Source organism: Kineococcus mangrovi, from assembly GCF_041320705.1.
GTDB lineage: Bacteria > Actinomycetota > Actinomycetes > Actinomycetales > Kineococcaceae > Kineococcus > Kineococcus mangrovi.
The window spans coordinates 145,284-165,128 of the sequence record NZ_JBGGTQ010000004.1; the positions used below are offsets into that span (position 1 = coordinate 145,284).

The 19,845-nt window shown below is 73.7% G+C and carries 17 protein-coding genes; 10 read left to right on the forward strand and 7 right to left on the reverse strand.

Annotated elements, in window-relative coordinates:
- Nucleotides 1-20: 20 nt before the first annotated feature.
- Nucleotides 21-1,196, reverse strand: coding sequence for an ABC transporter ATP-binding protein (locus AB2L28_RS09550; protein WP_370718526.1), 1,176 nt, complete (start codon nucleotides 1,194-1,196; stop codon nucleotides 21-23).
- A 94-nt stretch (nucleotides 1,197-1,290) separates the two neighbouring features.
- Between AB2L28_RS09550 and AB2L28_RS09555 the strand changes: the two genes are divergently transcribed.
- From AB2L28_RS09555 to AB2L28_RS09565, 3 genes are all read left to right on the forward strand, one after another.
- Complete coding sequence (locus tag AB2L28_RS09555) at nucleotides 1,291-1,836, forward strand: PH domain-containing protein (protein ID WP_370718527.1); 546 nt, start codon at nucleotides 1,291-1,293, stop codon at nucleotides 1,834-1,836.
- Entirely contained in the window at nucleotides 1,833-3,317 is a 1,485-nt protein-coding gene (locus tag AB2L28_RS09560) for a PH domain-containing protein (RefSeq protein ID WP_370718528.1), read from the forward strand. Before AB2L28_RS09555 ends, AB2L28_RS09560 begins: the two co-directional genes overlap by 4 nt.
- A gap of 70 nt (nucleotides 3,318-3,387) precedes the next feature.
- Nucleotides 3,388-3,576: a hypothetical protein gene (locus AB2L28_RS09565; protein WP_370718529.1), complete on the forward strand. Its 189-nt coding sequence runs from the start codon at nucleotides 3,388-3,390 to the stop codon at nucleotides 3,574-3,576.
- Here the strand turns inward: AB2L28_RS09565 and AB2L28_RS09570 are convergent.
- The 3 genes from AB2L28_RS09570 to AB2L28_RS09580 all read right to left on the reverse strand — a co-directional run bounded on the left by AB2L28_RS09570 (nucleotide 3,563) and on the right by AB2L28_RS09580 (nucleotide 6,091).
- Complete coding sequence (locus AB2L28_RS09570) at nucleotides 3,563-5,047, reverse strand: SulP family inorganic anion transporter (RefSeq protein ID WP_370718530.1); 1,485 nt, start codon at nucleotides 5,045-5,047, stop codon at nucleotides 3,563-3,565. The genes AB2L28_RS09565 and AB2L28_RS09570 overlap by 14 nt on opposite strands.
- 60 nt (nucleotides 5,048-5,107) lie before the next feature.
- The gene (locus tag AB2L28_RS09575; RefSeq protein WP_370718531.1) at nucleotides 5,108-5,296 is read right to left on the reverse strand and encodes a hypothetical protein; all 189 of its coding nucleotides are present in this window, start codon (nucleotides 5,294-5,296) and stop codon (nucleotides 5,108-5,110) included.
- Between the two features lie 87 nt (nucleotides 5,297-5,383).
- Nucleotides 5,384-6,091, reverse strand: coding sequence for a methyltransferase domain-containing protein (locus AB2L28_RS09580; protein WP_370718532.1), 708 nt, complete (start codon nucleotides 6,089-6,091; stop codon nucleotides 5,384-5,386).
- Nucleotides 6,092-6,398: 307 nt separating this feature from the next.
- On the opposite strand from AB2L28_RS09580, the gene AB2L28_RS09585 reads away from it, so the two are divergent.
- Together AB2L28_RS09585 and AB2L28_RS09590 are read left to right on the forward strand one after the other, a co-directional pair.
- The gene (locus AB2L28_RS09585; RefSeq protein WP_370718533.1) at nucleotides 6,399-7,532 is read left to right on the forward strand and encodes a glycosyl hydrolase; all 1,134 of its coding nucleotides are present in this window, start codon (nucleotides 6,399-6,401) and stop codon (nucleotides 7,530-7,532) included.
- Nucleotides 7,533-7,608: 76 nt separating this feature from the next.
- A complete protein-coding gene (locus tag AB2L28_RS09590) occupies nucleotides 7,609-8,898 on the forward strand; it encodes an MATE family efflux transporter (protein ID WP_370718534.1) in 1,290 nt (429 codons plus the stop codon).
- Nucleotides 8,899-9,024: 126 nt separating this feature from the next.
- Here AB2L28_RS09590 and AB2L28_RS09595 read toward each other — a convergent pair whose 3' ends face one another.
- On the reverse strand, nucleotides 9,025-10,434 hold the full coding sequence (locus tag AB2L28_RS09595; RefSeq protein WP_370718535.1) for a hypothetical protein: 1,410 nt from the start codon (nucleotides 10,432-10,434) through the stop codon (nucleotides 9,025-9,027).
- A gap of 319 nt (nucleotides 10,435-10,753) precedes the next feature.
- Here AB2L28_RS09595 and AB2L28_RS09600 point away from each other — a divergent pair, with 319 nt between their 5' ends.
- A complete protein-coding gene (locus AB2L28_RS09600) occupies nucleotides 10,754-12,241 on the forward strand; it encodes a GumC domain-containing protein (protein ID WP_370718536.1) in 1,488 nt (495 codons plus the stop codon).
- 121 nt (nucleotides 12,242-12,362) lie between these two features.
- Here AB2L28_RS09600 and AB2L28_RS09605 read toward each other — a convergent pair whose 3' ends face one another.
- Entirely contained in the window at nucleotides 12,363-13,190 is an 828-nt protein-coding gene (locus AB2L28_RS09605; protein ID WP_370718537.1) for a hypothetical protein, read from the reverse strand.
- A 222-nt stretch (nucleotides 13,191-13,412) separates the two neighbouring features.
- On the opposite strand from AB2L28_RS09605, the gene AB2L28_RS09610 reads away from it, so the two are divergent.
- The gene (locus AB2L28_RS09610; RefSeq protein ID WP_370718538.1) at nucleotides 13,413-14,963 is read left to right on the forward strand and encodes a malectin domain-containing carbohydrate-binding protein; all 1,551 of its coding nucleotides are present in this window, start codon (nucleotides 13,413-13,415) and stop codon (nucleotides 14,961-14,963) included.
- 82 nt (nucleotides 14,964-15,045) lie between these two features.
- On the opposite strand, the gene AB2L28_RS09615 is transcribed toward AB2L28_RS09610, so the two are convergent.
- The gene (locus AB2L28_RS09615) at nucleotides 15,046-16,041 is read right to left on the reverse strand and encodes a glycosyltransferase family 2 protein (RefSeq protein WP_370718539.1); all 996 of its coding nucleotides are present in this window, start codon (nucleotides 16,039-16,041) and stop codon (nucleotides 15,046-15,048) included.
- A gap of 451 nt (nucleotides 16,042-16,492) precedes the next feature.
- Between AB2L28_RS09615 and AB2L28_RS09620 the strand changes: the two genes are divergently transcribed.
- From AB2L28_RS09620 to AB2L28_RS09630, 3 genes are all read left to right on the forward strand, one after another.
- A complete protein-coding gene (locus AB2L28_RS09620) occupies nucleotides 16,493-17,617 on the forward strand; it encodes a glycosyltransferase (protein ID WP_370718540.1) in 1,125 nt (374 codons plus the stop codon).
- On the forward strand, nucleotides 17,614-18,783 hold the full coding sequence (locus AB2L28_RS09625; RefSeq protein WP_370718541.1) for a glycosyltransferase family 4 protein: 1,170 nt from the start codon (nucleotides 17,614-17,616) through the stop codon (nucleotides 18,781-18,783). The genes AB2L28_RS09620 and AB2L28_RS09625 overlap by 4 nt, the downstream gene beginning before the upstream one ends.
- Nucleotides 18,784-19,030: 247 nt before the next feature.
- The gene (locus AB2L28_RS09630) at nucleotides 19,031-19,843 is read left to right on the forward strand and encodes a glucose-1-phosphate cytidylyltransferase (protein WP_370718542.1); all 813 of its coding nucleotides are present in this window, start codon (nucleotides 19,031-19,033) and stop codon (nucleotides 19,841-19,843) included.
- Nucleotides 19,844-19,845 lie beyond the last annotated feature (2 nt).

Consider the following 19,845-nt stretch of genomic DNA (forward strand, 5'->3'; position numbering starts at 1 on the left):
GACGGGCGACGCCGGGTCCCTCAGGTCCCGGGACCGGCGACGTCGCGGCGCAGCGCGGTGTGCACGACGTCGGGCGTCAGGGCCCCGACGTAGTCCTGACCGTCGAGGACGGGAAGCAGCGGCGCCTCCTGGGCCAGCAGCCGGGAGAACGCCGAGCGCAGGTCCGCGTCCGCCGGGACGGTCGCGGTGAACGGCTGCGCGAGGTCCCCGACCCGCGCCTCCCGGGTCCCGGACCGGGCCGCCGCCCGCAACCGCCCGCGCGCGACCCAGCCCACGACCCGGCCGCCGTCGAGGACGACCGCGGTCCGGCCGCCGTCGAGGTCGAGGGCCGTCGCGGCGTACCCGGCGCCGTCGCCGGGGGCGAGCACGAGGGGTTTGGCCAGGTCCTCCACCCGGACCGGGGTGACGGCCAGCCGGCGCAACCCCCGGTCGGACCCCACGAACTCCACGACGAACTCCGACGCCGGCGCCGACAGCAGCGTCCGCGGGTCGGCGAACTGCTCCAGGACCCCGCCGGGGGAGAACACCGCGATGCGGTCGGCGATCCGCACGGCCTCGTCGAGGTCGTGGGTGACGAACAGGACGGTCTTGCCCAGGGTCGTCTGGATGCGCCGGAACTCCGTCTGCAACCGGTCCCGGACGACGGGGTCGACGGCGCCGAACGGCTCGTCCATGAGCAGCACGGGCGGGTCGGCCGCCAGCGCCCGGGCCACGCCCACGCGCTGCTGCTGACCGCCGGAGAGCTGGGCGGGGTAGCGGTCGCCGTACGTCCGCGGGTCGAGACCGACGAGGTCGAGCAGCTCGTCCACGCGCCGGGCCGCGACGGCGTCGTCCCAGCCGAGCAGCCTCGGGACGGTGGCGACGTTCCGGCGGACCGTGCGGTGGGGGAGCAACCCGCCGGCCTGGATGACGTAGCCGATCCCGCGGCGCAGGGTCACGGTGTCGACGTGCGCGGTGTCCCGGCCGTCGAGGACGATGCGCCCGCCGGTGGGTTCGACGAGCCGGTTCACCATCCGCAGGATCGTCGACTTCCCGCAGCCCGAGGGGCCGACGAGCGCGACCGCCTCGCCGCGGCGCACGGAGAACGTCAGGCCCGCGACGGCGGGGGACTGCTGCCGCGCGTACCGCTTGCTGACGTCCTCGAACCGGATGACGTCGTCGACGCCGGTCTCGAGCTCCGCCTCGTCGGTGATCACCCTGGAAGCGTCGCCGACGGGCGCCCCGATCGGCAACGCGGGGCCAGCCGCTCGTCGGAGGTCGCCCCGGGTCACCGTCTGACAAGGTGGGGCCATGGCCGGCGCGGACCCCACCCCACCCTCGAGCTCGGCTGCCCCGTCGGTCGGCGAGCGCGGGGGCGCTGAGCCGTTCGCGCCGGCGGACGTCGTCTGGCAGCGGATCGACCCGCGCTGGGCGACGGCCCAGCGCCTGGTCGGGGGGATCGTGTTCGGGGTGGCCGCCGTCGTGGTCGTCGTCTGCGCGCTGCTGCTCACCCCGTGGGTGTGGCTCGGTCTGCTGCTCGTCGTCCCGCTGTGGCTGTGGGACTTCGCGTGGGCGGGCCGGCAGGTGCGGGCCTGGGGGTACGCCGAGCGCGACGACGACCTGCTCGTCGTCAAGGGCATCCTGTTCCGCTCGCTCGTCGTCGTGCCCTACGGCCGGCTGCAGTACGTCGACGTCGAGGCCGGCCCCCTCGACCGCCGGTTCGGCCTGGCCAAGGTGCAGCTGCACACGGCGTCCTCGGACACCGACGCCGCCATCCCCGGGCTCCGGCCGGCCGAGGCCGCCCGGTTGCGCGACCGGCTGGCCGCGCGCGGCCAGGCGCGGCTGGCGGGGTTGTGAGCCCGCAGGACCCGGACGAGCCCGTCCTGGAGACGCTGCCCGACCGCGTCGCCGACCGGCTGGACGCCCCCACCCGCGCGGTCCTGGCCGACCCGGGCTGGAAGCGCCTGCACCCCGTCACCCCCGTGCTGCGGGCGTGGAAGGTCGTGGCGGCCGTGCTGGTGGTCGTCGTCGGGCAGAACACCGACGAGATCCTGCGGCTGGACCTGCCCGGCTGGGCCCTCACCCTCGCCGTCCTCGGCGGTGTCCTCGCCCTCGCCCTCGTCGGGGCGGGGTTCAGCGCCCTGGCGTGGCGCCGCACCCGGTACCGCATCGACACCTCGGAGGGGGTGGGCGCCGTGCACGTCGAGCGCGGTGTCCTGTGGCGCCAGCAGCGCCGGGCCCAGCTCGACCGGTTGCAGGCCGTCGACGTCGTGCGCCCGCTGCTCGGGCGCCTGTTCGGCCTGGCCGAACTGCAGCTGGAGGTCGCCGGCGGGTCCGGCAGCAAGGTCTCCCTGGCGTACCTGAAGGAGGAGGAGGCCCAGCGGGTGCGCAACGCGCTGCTCGCCGCGGCCGCCGGGCTCGTCGTCGCCGAGGGGCAGGACGCGCCCGAGGCGCCGCAGCGCGAGGTCGTCGAGGTCCCGCCCACCCGCCTCATCACCTCGACGCTGAAGTCCGGGCTGACGATCTGGATGGTCCTCGTGCTCGTCGGCATCGGGGTCGGCTGCTTCTTCGCGCGCAGCCTGACGCCGCTGTTCGGTTCCGCCGCGGCGGTCCTGGGTCTCGTCTCGGCCGTGTGGCAGCGCTTCAGCACCGGGTTCGGCTTCACCGTCGCCGACAGCCCCGACGGGTTGCGGCTCTCGCACGGCCTGCTGGAGCAGCGCTCGCAGACGGTGCCGCCCGGCCGGGTGCAGGCGCTGCGCCTCACCCAGCCGCTGCTGTGGCGCCGGTCCGGCTGGTGGCGCGTCGAGGTCAACGTGGCCGGCTACTCCTCCGAGTCCGGTGCGCGCTCCGAGCAGAGCACGACGCTGCTGCCCGTGGGGACGGTGGACGAGCTCGACCTCGTCCTCGGCATCGTGCTGCCCGACCTCGCCACCGACGACCGCTCCGCGCTGGACGTCGTGCGCGCCGGGCTCACCGGCTCCGGCACCGACGGCGGGTTCACCCCCGTCCCGCGCCGGGCCCGCTGGCTGGACTGGATCAGCTGGCGCCGCCGCGGGTACCTCGTCACCGACCACGCGTTCCTGTCCCGCGGCGGGCGCCTCGTGCGCGGGCTCGACGTCGTGCCGCACGCCCGGACGCAGAGCCTGGGGCTGACGCAGGGGCCGCTGCAGCGCCGCCTGGGCCTGGCCAGCGTGCGCCTGCACTCCACGCCGGGGAAGGTCAGCCCCCGCGTGGACCACCTCGCCGCCGACGTCGCCGCGCGGCTCCTGCGCGAGCAGACCGTGCGCGCCCGCGCCGCCCGCGCCGGCTCCGGCCCCGAGCGGTGGATGACCCGCTGAGGCCGCCCCGGCCACGGGGTCACCGCGAGCCGCACCACCTGGGATCGGCGCGCAGGGGCAGGATGGGGCCGTGCGCACTCCCCGGCCCCGGACCCGCCGCGACCTCGGCGTCACCGCCGCCCTGCAGGTCGTGGCGGCCGTCCTCTGGTGGGCGTGGCTGGCGCCGCGCGGTGTCCTGGGGGTGCTCGCCGCGGTCGTCTGGACGGTCGCCGCGACGGTGTCCGTCCTGCGCTGGCGCCGCTGCCCTACTCCGCGCTGACCCGCCCCGCGAGCCGCCCGTGCAGCGCGGCCGTCGCGGGGTTCATCCCGACGATGACGGCCTCCTTGCCGTGCTCGACGTACTTGCGGCTCACGGCGTCCAGGGCCGCGATGGAGCTGGCGTCCCACACGTGGGCGTCGCGGAAGTCGATCGTCACGCGCTCGGGGTCGCCGGCGTAGTCGAACTGCGTCACGAGGTCGCCGGAGGAGGCGAAGAACACCTGCCCGTGCACCGAGTACGTGCCCGGTCCCGGGCCGGGCCGGACCTCGACGAGGTGGGCCACGCGCCGGGCGAACAGCACGCACGCCAGCAGGGTCCCGCCGAGGACGCCGTAGGCGAGGTTGTGGGTCAGCAGCACGATGACGACGGTCACGACCATCACGGCGGTCTCGCTGCGCGGCATGGCCTTCAGCGTCGCGGGGCGCACGCTGTGCCAGTCGAAGGCGCCGTAGCAGACGAGGAACATGACGGCCACGAGGGCGGCGAGGGGGATCTGCGCGACGACGTCGCCGAACCCGACGACGAGGACGAGCAGGAACGCGCCGGCGAGGAACGTCGAGAGCCGCGTCCGGGCGCCGGACACCTTGACGTTGATCATCGTCTGGCCGATGACCGCGCAGCCGCCCATCCCGCCGAAGAACCCGGTGAGGATCTGCGCGGTGCCCTGGCCGACGCACTCGCGGGTCTTGGAGGAGCGGGTGTCGGTGAGCTCGTCGACGAGCTGGGCCGTCATGAGGGACTCCATGAGCCCGACGAGCGCGACGCCCACGGCGTAGGGGGCGATGGTGCGCAGGGTCTCGAGGGTGAACGGGACGTCCGGCAGGCCCAGGGTCGGCAGGGTCCGCGGCAGCGCCCCGTCGTCGCCGACCGTGCGGACGTCGACGTGCAGGACGACGACGAGGACGGTGAGCAGGGCGACCGTGACGAGCGGTCCGGGGACGGACTTCACGAACCGCGGGACGACGACGAGCAGCGCCAGCCCCGCGACGAGGACCGCGTAGCCGGTGACCCCGGCGCCGCGCAGGTTCGGCAGCTGGGCCAGGAAGATGGAGATGGCGAGCGCGTTGACGAACCCCGTCGTGACGCTGCGGGGCACGAACCGCATGAGCCGGGCCACCCCGAGCAGGCCGAGGCCGATCTGCAGGACGCCCGCGAGCAGGATCGCGGCGATGAGGTACCCGACGCCGTGGCTGTGCGACAGCGGTGCCACGACGAGGGCGACGGCCCCGGTGGCCGCCGAGATCATCGCCGGGCGACCGCCGACGAAGGACGTCGTGACCCCCATGACGAACGAGGAGATGAGCCCGACCCGCGGGTCGACGCCCGCGACGATCGAGAAGGAGATGGCCTCGGGCACCAGGGCGAGCGCGACGACGAGGCCGGCGAGGACCTCGGTGCGCAGCACCCGGGCGGACCGCAGCCACGACGGCCGGCGCAGGGCAGCACCGGGCGAGGCGAGAGCGGAGGGCACCGTCGAACTCTAACCGTGCGTGACGGTTTCCCCCGCCGCCTCGCGGGGTGCGTCACCCGGTCAGCGCGGGGTGCGCGTCCCCGAGCCGGTGCCGCCGGAGCCGCCGGAGCCGCCGCGGAACTTCGAGACGGCGTCGGTCAGCTTGCGCCGCGTCGCGGGGTCCTTGAGCGCGCGCTGCGCCTGCTGCGTCACCCGCTTGCCCTCCGGGGACTTCAGGAACCGCCCCAGCTTGCCCACCAGGCCTGCCACCGTGACCTCCTCGACCGCTGTTCGCGGTGCGTCGTCTGCGAGAGGTCCAACGGTGGGGCCCGCCGGGCGGTTCCGCGAGTCGGGGGCCTACTTGCGCAGCACGACGGCGACGTCGGTGACCGCGAACAGGAAGGTCCCGGTGCGCGCGGCCCGCCGCAGGCCCTCGACCCACCCGGCGGCGCGGGCGGCCAGGCCCGGGTCGTCACCGGCCGCGGCGAGGATGCCGGTGGCGACCTTCCACGCGACCGAGCCCTCGTCGAAGCGCCGGTGCGGGTCGGCCCAGGAGTGCACCGACTCGACCGCGAACGGGCTGGCGGCGGCGTGCCGCAGGAGCTTGCGGCCGGCGAACCCGTCGGTGCTGGCGCCCTGCGCGGGGACGTGGGCCACGAAGCGGTCGAGCAGTTCGCGCGTGAGGTCGTCGTCGTCGCTGGTGAAGAGCGCGGTGTCCCAGTCCGAGTGCGCGAGCACGGCGGTCCCGCCGGGACGCAGGACGCGGTGCACCTCGTGCAGGTGGGCGCCGACGTCGGCGAGGTGCTCGACGGCGTTCAGGCTCACGGCCGCGTCGACGCTGCCGTCCTCCAGGGGGAGCGCGTCGAGCTCGGCGATGTGCGCGCGCACGCGCGGGTCCAGCAGCAGGTCGTCGTCGAGCGCGGCGCCGACGTCGACGGCGTGCACGAGGCGTGGCCCGGAGGCCAGCAGGGCCCGCGTCGTGCGGCCCTGGCCGCAGGCGAGGTCGAGCGCGACGGACCCCGGGGCGATGGCGGCGAGGTCCGCGACGTTCTCGAAACGACCCACCCGCGCAGCCTACGAGCACCCGGCCCCCGCCGCCCGCAGGTGCGCCCGGCACCACTTCGTCACCGCTGGTACCTGCTCGGGCGCAGGCGGTTACGGCGTGCCCCCGGTCGGTCGAAGATTCCGCGGACGGTCACCCTCACGTGGCGTCAAAGTCTCCCGCTCTCACCTACAGTCGTGCCAGCACCGATCGGTGCGCGCATGGCCGGGGGGCGGTGCGGTCGACGGTGACGGGGTTCGGGGCACACCGGCCGGCACGCGGTGCCGAGGGGTGCGGGACGCCGTCCGAGGGGGAAGGCGGACTCGCGCAGTGGTGGACACGACGCACCAGGAGAGCCCCGCGACCGGAGGGCCGGGGGAGCCCCGCAAGCACGGTCGGCGCAAGGTCGTCGGAGCCGGTCTCGGCGTCCTGGCCGTGGCGGTCGGCGGGGGCGTGTACTGGGCCACGCGCGACACCAGCACCCCCGTCCAGCCCGCGCCCGTCCCGTCCTGGACACCGCGCCCGCACGTGCCGGCGGACGAGCTCGACACGAAGTGGGTCGGCGTCCAGACGCACACCGTCTCCGTCGCCGAGGACTTCGGCCAGTGGCTCGGCCGGCCGCTCGACTGCGTGGTGGTCTTCGGCTCGGAGAACGACTGGAAGGCCATCGAGGGCCCCTGGTTCGCGATGGACCCGCCGGAGGGCCAGGACTGGGGCGCGTGGGTCCGGGACGACCCCGACAACCGCACCCTCGTCATCTCCACGGCCATGGTCCCCAAGGACCCGCCGTCGGACTGGCGCGCCCGCGGAGCCGCCGGGGAGTACGACCAGCACTGGCAGCGGTTCGGCCGCAACCTCGTCGACACCGGGCTCGGCTCCTCGATCGTCCGCATCGGCTGGGAGATGAACGGCAAGTGGTACGAGACCCACTACGTCGGTGAGTCCGAGGAGGACCGCGAGGACTGGAAGGAGTACTTCCGGCGCATCGTCATGGCGATGGAGGTCGAGGGCTCGGACTTCGAGATCGACTTCAACATCGCCGAGGGGCCGCAGAACTCCGTCTCGATCGACCAGCTCTACCCCGGCGACGACTACGTCGACATCATCGGCATCGACGTCTACGACTCCTACATCTCGCCCATCGACCCCTCGGCGCGCTGGCAGGCCAAGGACGAGAAGGTCAACAGCGTCTCGGCCGTCGTCGATTTCGCGGTCGCGCACGACAAGCCGATCAGCTTCCCCGAGTGGGCCATGGTCGCCGAGGGTTCGACCCAGGGCGGGGGTGACAGCCCCGAGTTCATCGACCAGATCGCCGACGTGGTCGCCTCGACCGACGTGCGGTACCAGGCCTACTTCAACTCCCCCGAGGGCGGCGTCGGCATGACCCTCGAGGACGCCCCGAACGGGTCGGCGGCGTTCGAGGAGCGCTTCGGCGCGACGGGTGACGCCGCCCCGGAGGCGTGATGCACGGGCCGGACGGCGGGTACCGTCTGGGCCGCGTCCGGTCCGGCCGGTGCGCGCTCCACAGAGGAGGACCACGGTGAGTGTGCTCGCCAAGCTGCGCGGCGCGGGCATGACCCGCGGCGTGTGGAACATCGTCGACCAGCTGATCTCCAGCGCGAACAACTTCCTCGTGCAGATCGTCGTCGCGAAGTCCGTCAGCGACGGCGACTTCGGGACCTTCGCGATCGTGTTCTCGATCTTCGCCGTCGCCATCGGGTTCTTCCGCGCCCTGTCCACCTCACCGGTGGCCATGCGGTTCGCCGGCGCCGACGACCGGGAGTTCGGTCGCGTCACGGGATCCTCCACGGGCCTGGTGCTCGCGGGGTCGGTGGCGGTGGGTGCCGGTCTGGTCGCCACCGGGTTGCTCGGCCCGTTCGGCCGCGTCACCTCCGACAGCCTCGTCGCCCTGGGCGTCGTCCTGCCCGGGCTGCTCATGCAGGACGCGTGGCGGCAGGTCCTCTTCGCCCGCCTGCGGCCCGCCGCCGCGTGCGTCCTCGACGGCGCCTGGGGCGTCCTGCAGCTCGCCGCGGTGCTCGTCCTGTTCCTGGGCGGTGTCCACCAGGTCCACGCCTACGTGCTCGCCTGGGGCGGGGCCGCCCTCGTCGCGAGCTTCGTCGGGCTCGCGCAGATGCGGACCCGTCCCCGCCCGGTCCGGGCGATCGGCTGGTTGCGCGAGCAGTCGTCCATGACGCGCTACCTGGTGCCCGAGTACGTCCTCATGCAGTCCGGTGCCCAGTTGGCCGTCTTCGTCGTCGCCGGGGTCGCCGGGACGGTGGCGGCCGGTGCGCTGCGCGGGGCCAACATGCTGACGGTGCCCGCGACGATCCTGTCCACGGGCCTGATGTCCTTCGCCGTCCCCGAACTGGCGCGGCGGCGTGCCCGCACCTCCCAGGGCACCTGGAAGTGGGCGGCGCTGGCGATCTCGGGACTCGTCGTCGTCACCGGTGTCGTCTGGGGGTCGCTGTTCCTGCTGCTGCCGGACTCCGTCGGCCAGGCGCTGCTCGGGGACTCGTGGGCCGGGACGCGCGAGGTGCTCGTGGCGATCATCGTTGGCCAGGCCGGGTCCGCCCTGTCCGTCGGTCCGGCGGCCGTCCTCTACGCCAACGAGGGCGCGAAGGTGACCATCCGGCTCCACACGGTCTACGCCGTCCTGCTCATCACGCTGTCCACGGTCGGTGCGCTGCTCTGGGGCGCGGTCGGCACGGCGTGGGGGATGGCCGGGGCCTTCTGGCTCACCGCCCCCTGGTGGTTCGTGGCCATGCGCCGGCACCTGCGCACCCCCGTGGACCAGCCGCCCCCCTCGGTCGAGCCGACCCCCGTCGGCTGAGAACCCGCCGGGCCGGTCCCGGCCCCACCGCGCACGACGCGGGAGCAGCACGCGAGAGGCGGACCCCGTGGGGGGTCCGCCTCTCGTCGTCGTGGGGGTCTTCCCGGGCCCCGTCGTGGGGCCGGGTCAGGGGGTGGGCGGGGTCAGCCCGTTCGGTGACGCCGGTGCGACCGTCACCGCGACCGGCGCGCCCTGCCCGCTCTCCCCGCCCCCGGACGCGGGACCGCTCGCCGCCGGGTCGCGCCGGGCGTCGCGCCCGGCCTCGTAGCGGTACCCGATGAACAACGAGGACAGCGGGACCAGGACGTAGAGCACCTGCGGCTGCAGGAGCGCCCCGGTGAGGAACGCGTTGGCGAAGACGCCGGCCCCGGCCAGGGTGGGCGAGGGGGAGCGCCGGACGAGCGCCAGGGCCGCGAAGACCCCGAACAGGACCGCCGCGGGCAGGCCGTACTCCAGCACGAGCTTGGCCAGGCCGGAGAAGTTGATCGGCAGGCGGGTGGCCTGGAAGATCTCGTCGGCCAGCCGGTCCGCCCGGCCGGCGCCGTCACCCACGAGGACCGACCAGGGCCGATCGCCCCACGTCTGCAGGATCTGCCCGTAGGGCTGCACGAAGCGCAGGCTCCCGCTGGAGTTCGTCTGCGACGTCTCCCCGGCGCGCTCGGCGATGATGGAGCCGAAGGGCGTCGCGAGGGCGATCGGGATCGCGACGACGACCGCCACCACGATGCGGGCCGTCCAGCGCCCGCCCCGGCGGAGCATGAGCAGCAGCACGCCGAAACCGGCGAACAGCAGACCGGTCCCGGAGATGGTGCACACCAGCGCGATCGCCAGGACGACGACCCGCCACCACGCCGCGCGGCGGACCAGGACGGCCAGCAGGGCGATCGCGAGGAACTGCGCGTAGATGGACGGTTCGAGGAACACGAAACCGTTCGCCTTGATGATCGGGTTGCCGTACTCGATCGGGTAGCTGGTGTTGTACCCGGTGAACAGGACCGTGCGCGGCACCGCGGACAGGACGAAGTCCCGGTAGGACCAGACGCCGAGGGCCTGGCCGGCCGTCTGCAGGATCCCCACGGCGGCGAAGACCAGCATGAACGCCTCGAACCGCGCCAGGACGCGTTCGTACAGGTGGTGACGGGCCGGGTGCAGCCGGAACGTGAAGACGACCCAGATGACCGGCAGGTACACCAGGGACGTGATGGCGCCCTCGCCCGTGCGGAACAGCACGATCCCCGCGCACAGGAACGCGGCGGCGACGGCGAGGACGAAGACCCTCGTGGCCGGCCGGTTCTCGACGACGTCACCGTGGTGCAGCAGGTACCCCAGGCCGGCCAGGGCCACCAGGACGCTCACCGAGAGCTGCACCCCGCCGAGGGGCAGGCCGAAGCGCTGCAGCAGGGTGATCGACACGATGAGCGCGGTGACGACCGCCATGACGCGCCGGTCCGCGACGGACTCGCCGCTCGCCCGTCCGGGCCGCGGGTCCGGGGAGGGGGTCGGCGAGGGGTCGGTCGTGGAGGTCGGCTGCGGCACGCGGGTCCCCCCGGACTCGAGTAGGAGAAGGGTGAAGAAGCGGTGGGCGGCGTCCTGGGGCCCGCCTGGCGCGTGCCATCGTAAGTCGTGGGGAGGGCCTCTTCGCCGGTTCCGGCGATCTGCGGGGCCGAACGAGTGCGCTGCGTGACGAGGTCATGCGATCGGAGCAACGACCCGTTGCTCCGAGCGGGTCGAAGCGTCCGGGAGGACCTCCCGTCCGACAGCGGGCACCCCGCGTCGGGTGCAAGACTGACCGCGCGACGACCGCCGCACGCGGTCGTCACGGGCGCGGAGCCCGGTGGGGGGACCAGGAGGAAGCGTGGCAGCAGCAGCAGCGGGCGTGCCCGAGCGCAACGGCGCCGGGACGTGGGCGGCGGTCTTCCGCCACCGGTGGAAGGTCGTCGTGGTGGCGGTCCTGCTGGGTGTCGCCGGGTTCGCCGGGGCGACCGCGTTCCTGCCGGCCAGCTACGCGGCCGAGGCCGTCATCACCTTGGACAAGGACCGGCCCTTCGACCCGACGGCGACGGGCAACAACGCCGCTCAGCTCGGCGACCCGACCCAGTGGGCGGCCCTGCAGGCGGCCGTCGTCGACTCCAGCTCCGTCCTCGACGCCGCCCTCGCGCCGGTCGGCACCGGGGTCGGTGCCCAGACCGTGCAGGTCCCCGCGGACCTGGCGGACACCTTCCGCGCCGGGCTGACGGTGACGGCCCAGACGGACACCAACCAGATTGTCGTCTCCGCGACGGCCCCCTCCGCCCAGGACGCCGCCGACATCGCCGACGCGGTCGCCTACGCCTACCGCGCGCAGTCGCTGCAGCAGGTCACCCAGGCCCGCGACGCCGCCCTGGCGAACGTCGCGGCCACGGACACCGCCCAGGTCCAGCAGATCAACATCGCGGCCACCACGTACGGGTCCGGGGTGGCCAGCGTCGACGACGCGACCGTGCCGACCCAGCCCTCCCCGCCCCACCCGTGGCAGATCGGCCTGGTCGCCGGGATCGTCGGCCTCCTCGGCGCGGCCGGGGTCGTCGCGTGGGCCGCCCACCTCAAGCAGCGCGTGACGGCACCCCCGCTGGCCGGGGTCGCCGAGCTCGCGCGGTGGAACTCCCTGCCGACCGTGCGCGCCCTCGCGGACCCGCACAGCGACCCCAGCCGCAGCGCGGGCGTCGTCCTGGTCGGGCTGCAGCACCTCGGGCACCTGCGCACCCCGCGGCTGGAGGTGAGCAGCGTCCTGGTCACGGCCGCCTCCGGGAACGCCGGCGCGCTCGCCGCGGGGCTCGCCGCCTCGGCGGCCCGCGCCGGTCGTCGCGTCGTCCTGGTGGACGCCGACGAGGACGGCAGCCGGCTGGCCCGCATGGGCGCGCCCGCCGCCCCCCTGCGCGAGGGTGCCCTGCCCGAGCGCCGGTGGAGCGAGGAGATCCAGCCCTGGGTCGTCGGGGGAGGGGCCGTCGTCGGCGTGCTGCCGCTCGACGCCCGCTCGGTGCAGCCGCACGCGGTGGGGTCCGGGGTCCGGCACCTCGTCGAGTCCGGTTACCTGGTGATCTTCGCGGGCGGGTCGGTGGTCTCGAGCCCGATCGCCTTCGCCGTCGCCGGGGAGGTGGACGCCGTGCTCGTCCAGGTCGAGGCCGACCCCCGCGCCGAGGTCGTGAGCAAGACGCTGAACCAGTTGTCGATCGCCGCCCCGGCCGTCCTGGCCCAGGTCGTCGTCGGTGACGTCTCCTCGTCGGGGGGCGACGCTCGCCTCGAGCAGCGTTCACGCCCCGTCTCCCGGCCCACCGCCGAGGTGAGCGGCGCCGGGCGCGGCTGACGTCCGCACCAGCTGCGCAGGTGCGACGGGCCGGTCCCCACCCGGGGGCCGGCCCGTCGTGCGTGCGGGCCCGTCGCGGCGCGGGAGCGCGGCGGTGTCACGGCGCGGGAGCGCGGCGGTGTCACGGCGCGGGCGCGGCGGCGATCTCCTCCCACGGGCCGGGGGCGATCCAGCCCTCCTCCATGTGCGTCGCGAGCGCGGGCTGGGCCCCCAGCAGCACCCGCCGCCGCGAGGGGCGCCGCAGCGACCGCGCGTCGACGGCCGTGCGCATCCCCGTGAGGTAGGCCCGCCGCAGCGCCGACCTCCAGGCCGGGGTGCCGTCGGCCGGCTCGTGGTGCTCGACGAGCTCGCGCAGCGTGAAGCGGGGCCGCCCCTGCAGCGTGAGGCAGCTGGCGTGGTCGAAGTCGCCCCCGGACAGGGCGCACAGCCACAGCAGCCGCTCGTCCTCGCGCAGCGCCCGGACGCGGGCGGCGAAGGTGCTCGTGGTGCTCTCCAGGCGCTCCCACCGCACCGGCTGCGCGGTGTCGGGCACCTCCTCGCCGTAGGGGGCGAAGTAGTCGGCCCCCGCGTGCTGCGGGTCCCGGGTCGCGTCGAGGAGGGCCACGAGGCTCTCGGGGCGCCACAGGTAGTCGTCCTCCGCCAGCAGGAGGACGTCCCGGCCGTCCCAGCCCCGGCGCCGGGGCAGGCCGAGGGCCGTGAGGTAGCTGCGCCGGTTGGAGCCGCCGTCGATGGTGACGGGGTCGCCCCAGCGGGCCATGAGGTCCAGCCGCTCGCCCGGCACGGGGCCGTCGTTGAGGAAGACGACCTCGGTGCCCGCGTCGGGACGCTCCTCGCGGACCCGCTCCACGGCCCGGCAGAAGGACTCCAGACCCACCCGTTTGCTGTACCAGCCCGGCCGGCCCTTGCTGTTCTCCCCGCCGTGCGAGCGGTAGACGACGTGAAGTCTCACCCGCCGATCGTAACCGGGCGGGCCGCGCCGACCGGGTGGCGCGATCACGGAGGGCACACCTATCGCTGCAGGTCGGCGCCGCGTTACAGGTTCGGCCGAACTCCTCGCTCAAGCCGCCGGGTGAGCCGGCCGAAGACCTCTCTGTCACCCCCGAACGGGCCAACTCGGCACCTGCGCACCCCCGCGCCGGCGCCCTGAGCACAGCGAGGTTGATCCACCCCCATGAGCAAGCTTTCGAAGTTCCTCCTTTCGAGCACCGCCGTCGCCCTCGTCGCCGCGGGCCTGACCACCGCCGGTGTCACGGCCGCCTCGGCCGAGGCGGGGCTCGTCATCCGCCAGGGCACGGGCAAGGCCGACTGGACCGACCCCGCGGGCAACGTCTGGAAGAAGGACTCCGGCTTCACCGGCGGCTACCAGGTGCAGTCGGTCACCACGAGCAGGATCAGCGGCACCGACCTCTCCCCGCTCTACCAGAACGAGCACTGGGGCATGAGCCGGTGGAGCGCACCGGTCCCCGCCGGGACCTACGAGGTCACGCTGAAGATGGCCGAGACGTACTTCGACGCCCGCGGCACCCGCGTCTTCTCGGTCTCCGCCGAGGGCCAGCGGGTCGTCGACAACCTCGACCTGTTCGCCGTCGCCGGCAAGAACGCCGCCGTCGACCGGACCTTCACCGTCAAGGTCGGCGACGGGTCGCTGGACCTCGGCTTCTCGGCCACGCGCAACAACGCCAAGGTGGACGGCATCCTCGTCCGGGCGGTCTCGCCGGCGCCCGCCGGTCCCGGTGTCGTGAAGCCCTCGCCGCGGCCCACCACGCCCACGCCCGTCATGACCACCCCGGCGCCCCCTCCCGCCACCACCCCCCCGCCGAGCCCGTCGGCACCGCCCGCGGCGGCGGGGACCTGGCTCTCGGGGGCCTCCGGGGTGGGTGTCGGCGACGGCCGGTACGCGGCCTGGCGCGGGACCCCCCTGGGCATCGCCGCCAGCTGGGCCAACGACAACACGAACAACCAGCACTTCTGGCAGCTCGACCCCGGGGCCGAGTACGGCAAGTGGAACGCCTCCATGGACATGGCCGTCGGCGGCATCGACCGCGGTGAGACCTGGGCGCAGGGCGCCTCGGGCCAGTTCGACGCCCGGTGGAAGGCCTCCCTGCTCAAGCTCAAGTCCCAGTGGGGCAACCGCAGCGGCACCGTGTACATCCGCTTCGCGCACGAGATGAACGGGTTCTGGTTCCCCTGGTCGGTGAACAAGAACAACCACCAGGACTTCGTGGCCTCGTGGAAGCGCTACCGCGCCCTGCAGCAGCAGGTCTTCCCGGAGGCCAAGCTGGTCTTCAGCGTCAACCGGGACAGCAACGGCACCGGCATGGACTGGACGAAGTTCTTCCCCGGCAAGGCGTACGTGGACGTGCTGACGGTGGACTACTACAACCAGTACCCGTACGCGAGCACCAAGGCGCAGTTCGACGCGGCGAGCTGGGACAAGGACGGCTACGGCGCGCCCAAGGGCATCCGGGCGCACGCCGCCTTCGCCAAGAGCCAGGGCATCCCGTTCGGCGTCTCGGAGTGGTCCGGCAACGCGGACAACGGTGACGGCGCCGGCTACGTCGAGGGCATGCACGCCTTCTTCGAGGAGAACGCCGGCACCGGCCCCGGGCAGGTCCTGTACGACATCCAGTTCAACTGCGACATCGACGGCAAGCGCTGGCTGCTCTTCGGTTCCGGCGTCCGGATGCCCTCCTCGGCGCAGACGTACAAGAACCTGTTCTGACCCCAGCCCCGCACGACGGCGCCCCCGCCGGCCAGGTGAGCACCCGGCCGGCGGGGGCGCCGTCGTGCGTGCGGGGCCGGGCCTACTTGATGCGCTCCATGACGACCCGGCCGGCCACCGAGGCGCGACCCGTCGCGACGCCCTTGACGTAGGCCCAGTGCTGGGCGGCGCGGTCCTGCCGGCGCAGGGCCTTGCACTGCAGCGTCCGGACGGCGTACCCGAGGGCCAGCACCGAGCTGATGCCGCGCACGGACGCGCCGGAGTGGTGGCGCGCGAGGTAGCGGCGCATGGCCGCCCCGCGCAGCCGCAGCATCTCCAGGTTCGGTGCGCCGGACCCCCCGGCGGCGTGCGGGACGATGACGTCGGTCCGCAGCCGCTCGCGCAGCCCGGCCTGGCGGGCCGTGCGGCCGAACATCATGTCCTCGTTGTAGACGTAGAAGTCCTCGTCGAAGCAGCCGAGCTCCACGAAGGTGCTGCGCCGCACGGCCATGCACGCCCCGGTGGTCCAGTCCACGTCGAGCGCCTCCCCGGGTGCGGGTTTGGCGTACAGCCCCGCCCGCGGGAACAGCTTGTGCAGCCCGGTCGAGTGGACGAGGGCACGGGTGGCCGTGGGTTCCCAGCCGCCGACGCCCAGCTCGACGTGCCCGTCGACCCCGGCCATCGTCGCGGCCGAGGCGGCCAGGCCGGGGTCGGCGGCGACGTCGGCGACGAGGGTGGACAGGTGCTCCAGGGTCGGGCGGGAGTCGGGGTTGCCGAAGACGACGTACTCGTGGGTCGAGGTGCGGGCCCCCATGTTGGCGGCCTTGGCGAAGCCCTTGCCGCCACCGGAGTCGACGTAGCGGGTGGCGGGCCGCTCGGCGGGCAGCTGCGACAGGCCGTCCACGTCGGAGGCGTTGTCGACGACGACGACGGGCAGGTCCTCGGGGAGGCCGGCGAGCAGGGCCCGGATCTGGTGGGCGCTGCGGTAGCTGACCAGGACGAGCTCGACGTCGTGCGTCAGCCCGCTCGGCGGTGCCGTGCCCCGCCCGGCCTCCTCCGACGCCCGGTCCTCGACCGCCTGCTCCACGTCGTTCCTCACGTCCACGCTCACTACCGCCCGTCCCCTTCCGGTGCTTCCCCCAGCGGCCCCGCCGTGCGTCGCGCCCGGCTGGGCCGTTCCGGTGGTGGTCGTCCCACCCGCCCGGGGTCCAGTGTGGCCCCCCGCCCCGCGTCCCGGAGGGTGACCGTCCGTGGCGAACGGGTGGTTTCCCGTCGGAGGGTCCGGAACCACCGCAAATACATCACTCAGTGCTGACCTGCGACAACTCGGCGTCACATCGTGGGGGAATCCCCGCCGCGGACCACGAGGAACTACTCAGAGTGATTAGTTAGATACGCAATGGCCTTGTTGCCCAGTGTCTCCCGCCCTTGCAAGAATGCCCGGACCACCCGCGGAGTGCGCGGGGGTCACGGGGGCGGTGAGGGGGGTCCGGCGGCCGGTCGGCCGGTGGGTCTCACCGCTCCGGACGTTCGTCTGGGGGGTTCCACACGTGAAACTGGGTCGACCGAGCCCGGCCGTCAGCGCGCTGACCGTCATGTCCTTCGCCGGTCACGTCATGTACCCGCTGTACCTGCTGGCCAGCGAGCGCCTCGCGCCGCGCAGCCCCGTCCGTCCGCGGGCCGGGGAGGCCGGCTGGACGTGGGACGACGTGGACGTGCTCATCCCGGCGTTCGGCGAGGCCGGCGTGCTGGCCGAGACGGTGCCGCAGCTGCTGGGTGAAGGCGTTCCGCTGGACCGCATCACGATCGTCGTCGACGAGGACCGCAAGACCCGGGCGGCGGCCGAGCACCTCGGGTGCCGCGTCGACTGGTCGCCCACCCGGGCGGGCAAGGCCGCCGCCGTCAACCGCGGGGTCCAGAACTCCAAGGCCGACATCGTCGTCCTGCTCGACGCGAACGCGTTCGTCCCCGGGGAGGGGCTGCGCGCGCTCGTCGACCGGGTCGCCACGGACCTGCACCTGGCCTCGGGCGTCCGCAAGGAGTCCGGTGCGGCCGACGAGGGTCTGTACTGGCGCTACGAGAACTGGATCAAGCAGACCGAGGCCGGCCGCGGCGGGTCGCTCGCGCTCGTCGGCGAGGCCGTCGCGCTGCGGCGCGAGTCGTTCCGCCCCATCCCGGGCTCGGTCCTCAACGACGACCTGTTCCTCGCCTTCGACTTCGCCCGGCGCGGGCTCAGCGTCGGCGTCGTGCCCGAGTGCGTCGCGGTGGAGGACTCCGCCCCGCGCGGTGACCAGCTCGAACGCCGCGTCCGCATCATGAGCGGGCAGTTGCGCCTGTTCTGGGGTTTCCGCCGCTCCTTCCTGTCCGGGGACGACAAGTTCCTGCACTTCGCCATGCACAAGGGCTGGCGCTCGACGCTGGGACCGGCGGCCCAGCTCACGCTGACCGCCGCCTGCCTGGCCCGTCCGAAGAGTCGTTTCAGCCAGCTGTTCCTGCTCGGGGAGGCCGTGTCCGTCGCGGCCTACCTCAAGGGGGACAAGTTGCAGGGCAAGGCGGCCGCGCCGCTGCGCGTGCTGGGGCAGGCCGTCGGCATGCCGCCGGTCATCTTCGCGCTGTCGATCCCGCGCGCCCTGGGCCGGTCGCGGTCGGGCGCCTGGAAGAAGCGCACCCGTTGAGCCCTGAGCCGACACCCGGGTCCACGTCGGAGCGCACGGCCTGGGTCCTCGCCAAGCAGTTGCCGGCCAGCACCGACTCCGGTGGCCGGCAGCGGGTGCGGGCCGTCATCGACGCCTACGCCGCCTCCTTCGACCGCGTCCACGTGATCGGGTTCGACCGCTGGCCCGGGTGGCGGGACGTCCTGCCCGCCCACGTCACGGTGCACGAGGTGGCCGCCCCGGGACCCACCCCGGGTGCGGTGCTGCGGGGTTCGCTGTTCGCGGGCAAGTGGTTCTCCCGGCGGGTCCACGACCTGCTGGCCACCGGTGTCCGGGGTCGGGACGTCGTCCACGTCGACTTCCCCCAGATGGCGGTCAACGTCCCCGCGGACGTCCGGGTCGACGTCCTGGACCTGCACAACGTGGAGTCCGACCTCGTCGCGCGCCGGTTGCGCACTGAGCGTCCCCTGGTCGGGCGCCTGCTGGCCCCGGAGGTGGCCCGGTTCCGCCGGTTCGAGTTCGCCGCCGCCGCCCGCGCCGGGCACGTCACGGCGTGCAGCCGCAAGGACCAGGAGGTCCTGTCGGCGCACGGGATCGACAGCACGTTCGTCCCGAACGGCGTCAGCGCCGCGTCCGGTGTCCCGACGGTCCCGCCGGCGACGCGGACGGCCCTGTTCGTCGGCGCGGTCGACTACGGCCCCAACCGGGCGGCGCTGCGCTGGTTCCTCGACGAGGTGTGGCCGCAGGTCCTCACCCGCGTCCCCTCGGCCAGGTTCCTCGCCGTGGGGCGCGGCCTGTCGGCGGTGCACCCGCGCCCGACGGGCGAACCCGGGGGGGTGGAGTTCCACTCCGACGTCGCCGCCGTGGACCCGTTCTACGAACGCGCCGACGTGTGCGTGGTGCCGCTGCTGTCGGGCGGCGGGACGAAGATCAAGCTCGTCGAGGCCCTTTCCCGGGGCCGGGCGGTCGTCACCACGAGCCTGGGTCTGGAGGGCCTCGAGGAGCACCGCGACGTGCTGCGCGTGGCCGACGGGGCGGCGGCGTTCGCCGACGCCCTGGTCGAACTCCTCCAGGACCCCGAGCAGGCCGCGAAACTCGGGTCCGCCGCGGCCGACGTCGCGCGGTCGTTCTCGTGGGAATCCGCGATGACTCCGTTGCGTGACCTGTTGTCGACGATTCGTCGATGAGTTCCCCGAAGCGGGTTTCTTTTCACCCGCTTCGCTCAATCTCACGCTCCGTGTTCGCCCGCCTGTAGTAGCCTCGCGGCAGCACCTGGGCGGGAACCGGTGGCTCGGATTCGTGGGGGGTTCGAACCGCCACCGCACATCCCGCGCGCGCAGCGCGACGGGTGCGCAGTTCCCCCACGGACGGTCTGCGGGCGCGGTGCGCCCGCACCGACGAGATCCGACCGACCAGGTTCGAGTGAGGGAAGACATGACCGAGGCCACTCCCGTCTCCGAGATCCCCGTCGTCATCCTCTGCGGTGGCATGGGCACCCGACTGCGCGAGGCCAGCGAGAAGCTGCCCAAGCCGCTGGTGGACATCGGCGGACGGCCGATCCTCTGGCACATCATGAAGCTGTACAGCTCCTACGGCTTCCGCAAGTTCGTCCTGTGCCTGGGGTACAAGAGCGACCTCATCAAGCGCTACTTCCTCGACTACCGGATCAACGCCGGCGACTTCACGCTGAACCTGTCCTCCCAGGACGACCCGACGTACCACACCAACGGGGTCCAGGAGGACTGGGAGATCACGTTCGTCGAGACCGGTCTGACGACGGCGACGGCCGCCCGCATCAAGCGCGTCGAGCAGCACCTGACCGCCGACAGGTTCCTGCTGACCTACGGCGACGGCCTCGGCGACGTCGATGTCCTCAAGACGCTGGCCGACCACGACGCCGCCGGCCGGCTGGCCACGGTGACCGCCGTGCACCCCAGCTCGCGCTACGGCGAGATGCACGTCACCGGCGACACCGTCACCGAGTTCAACGAGAAGCCGACCCTGGCCGACGGCTGGGTCAACGGCGGGTTCTTCGTCTTCGACCGCGCCTTCGCGGACAAGTACCTCGAGGACGACCCCGACATGATGCTCGAGCAGAAGCCGCTGCAGACCGTGGCGCGCGACGGGCAGCTGACCGTCTCGCAGCACGAGGGGTACTGGCTGGGCATGGACACCTTCCGCGAGTGGACCGAGTTCAACAAGCTCTGGGACGCCGGCAAGGCTCCGTGGAAGACCTGGGAAGACTGAGA

Excerpts from the sequence above, each read along its gene's own strand:
- AB2L28_RS09555 (WP_370718527.1), top strand. The coding sequence starts at position 1,291 with ATGGCCGGCGCGGACCCCACCCCACCCTCGAGCTCGGCTGCCCCGTCG.
- AB2L28_RS09610 (WP_370718538.1), top strand. The coding sequence starts at position 13,413 with ATGAGCAAGCTTTCGAAGTTCCTCCTTTCGAGCACCGCCGTCGCCCTC.
- AB2L28_RS09630 (WP_370718542.1), top strand. The coding sequence starts at position 19,031 with ATGACCGAGGCCACTCCCGTCTCCGAGATCCCCGTCGTCATCCTCTGC.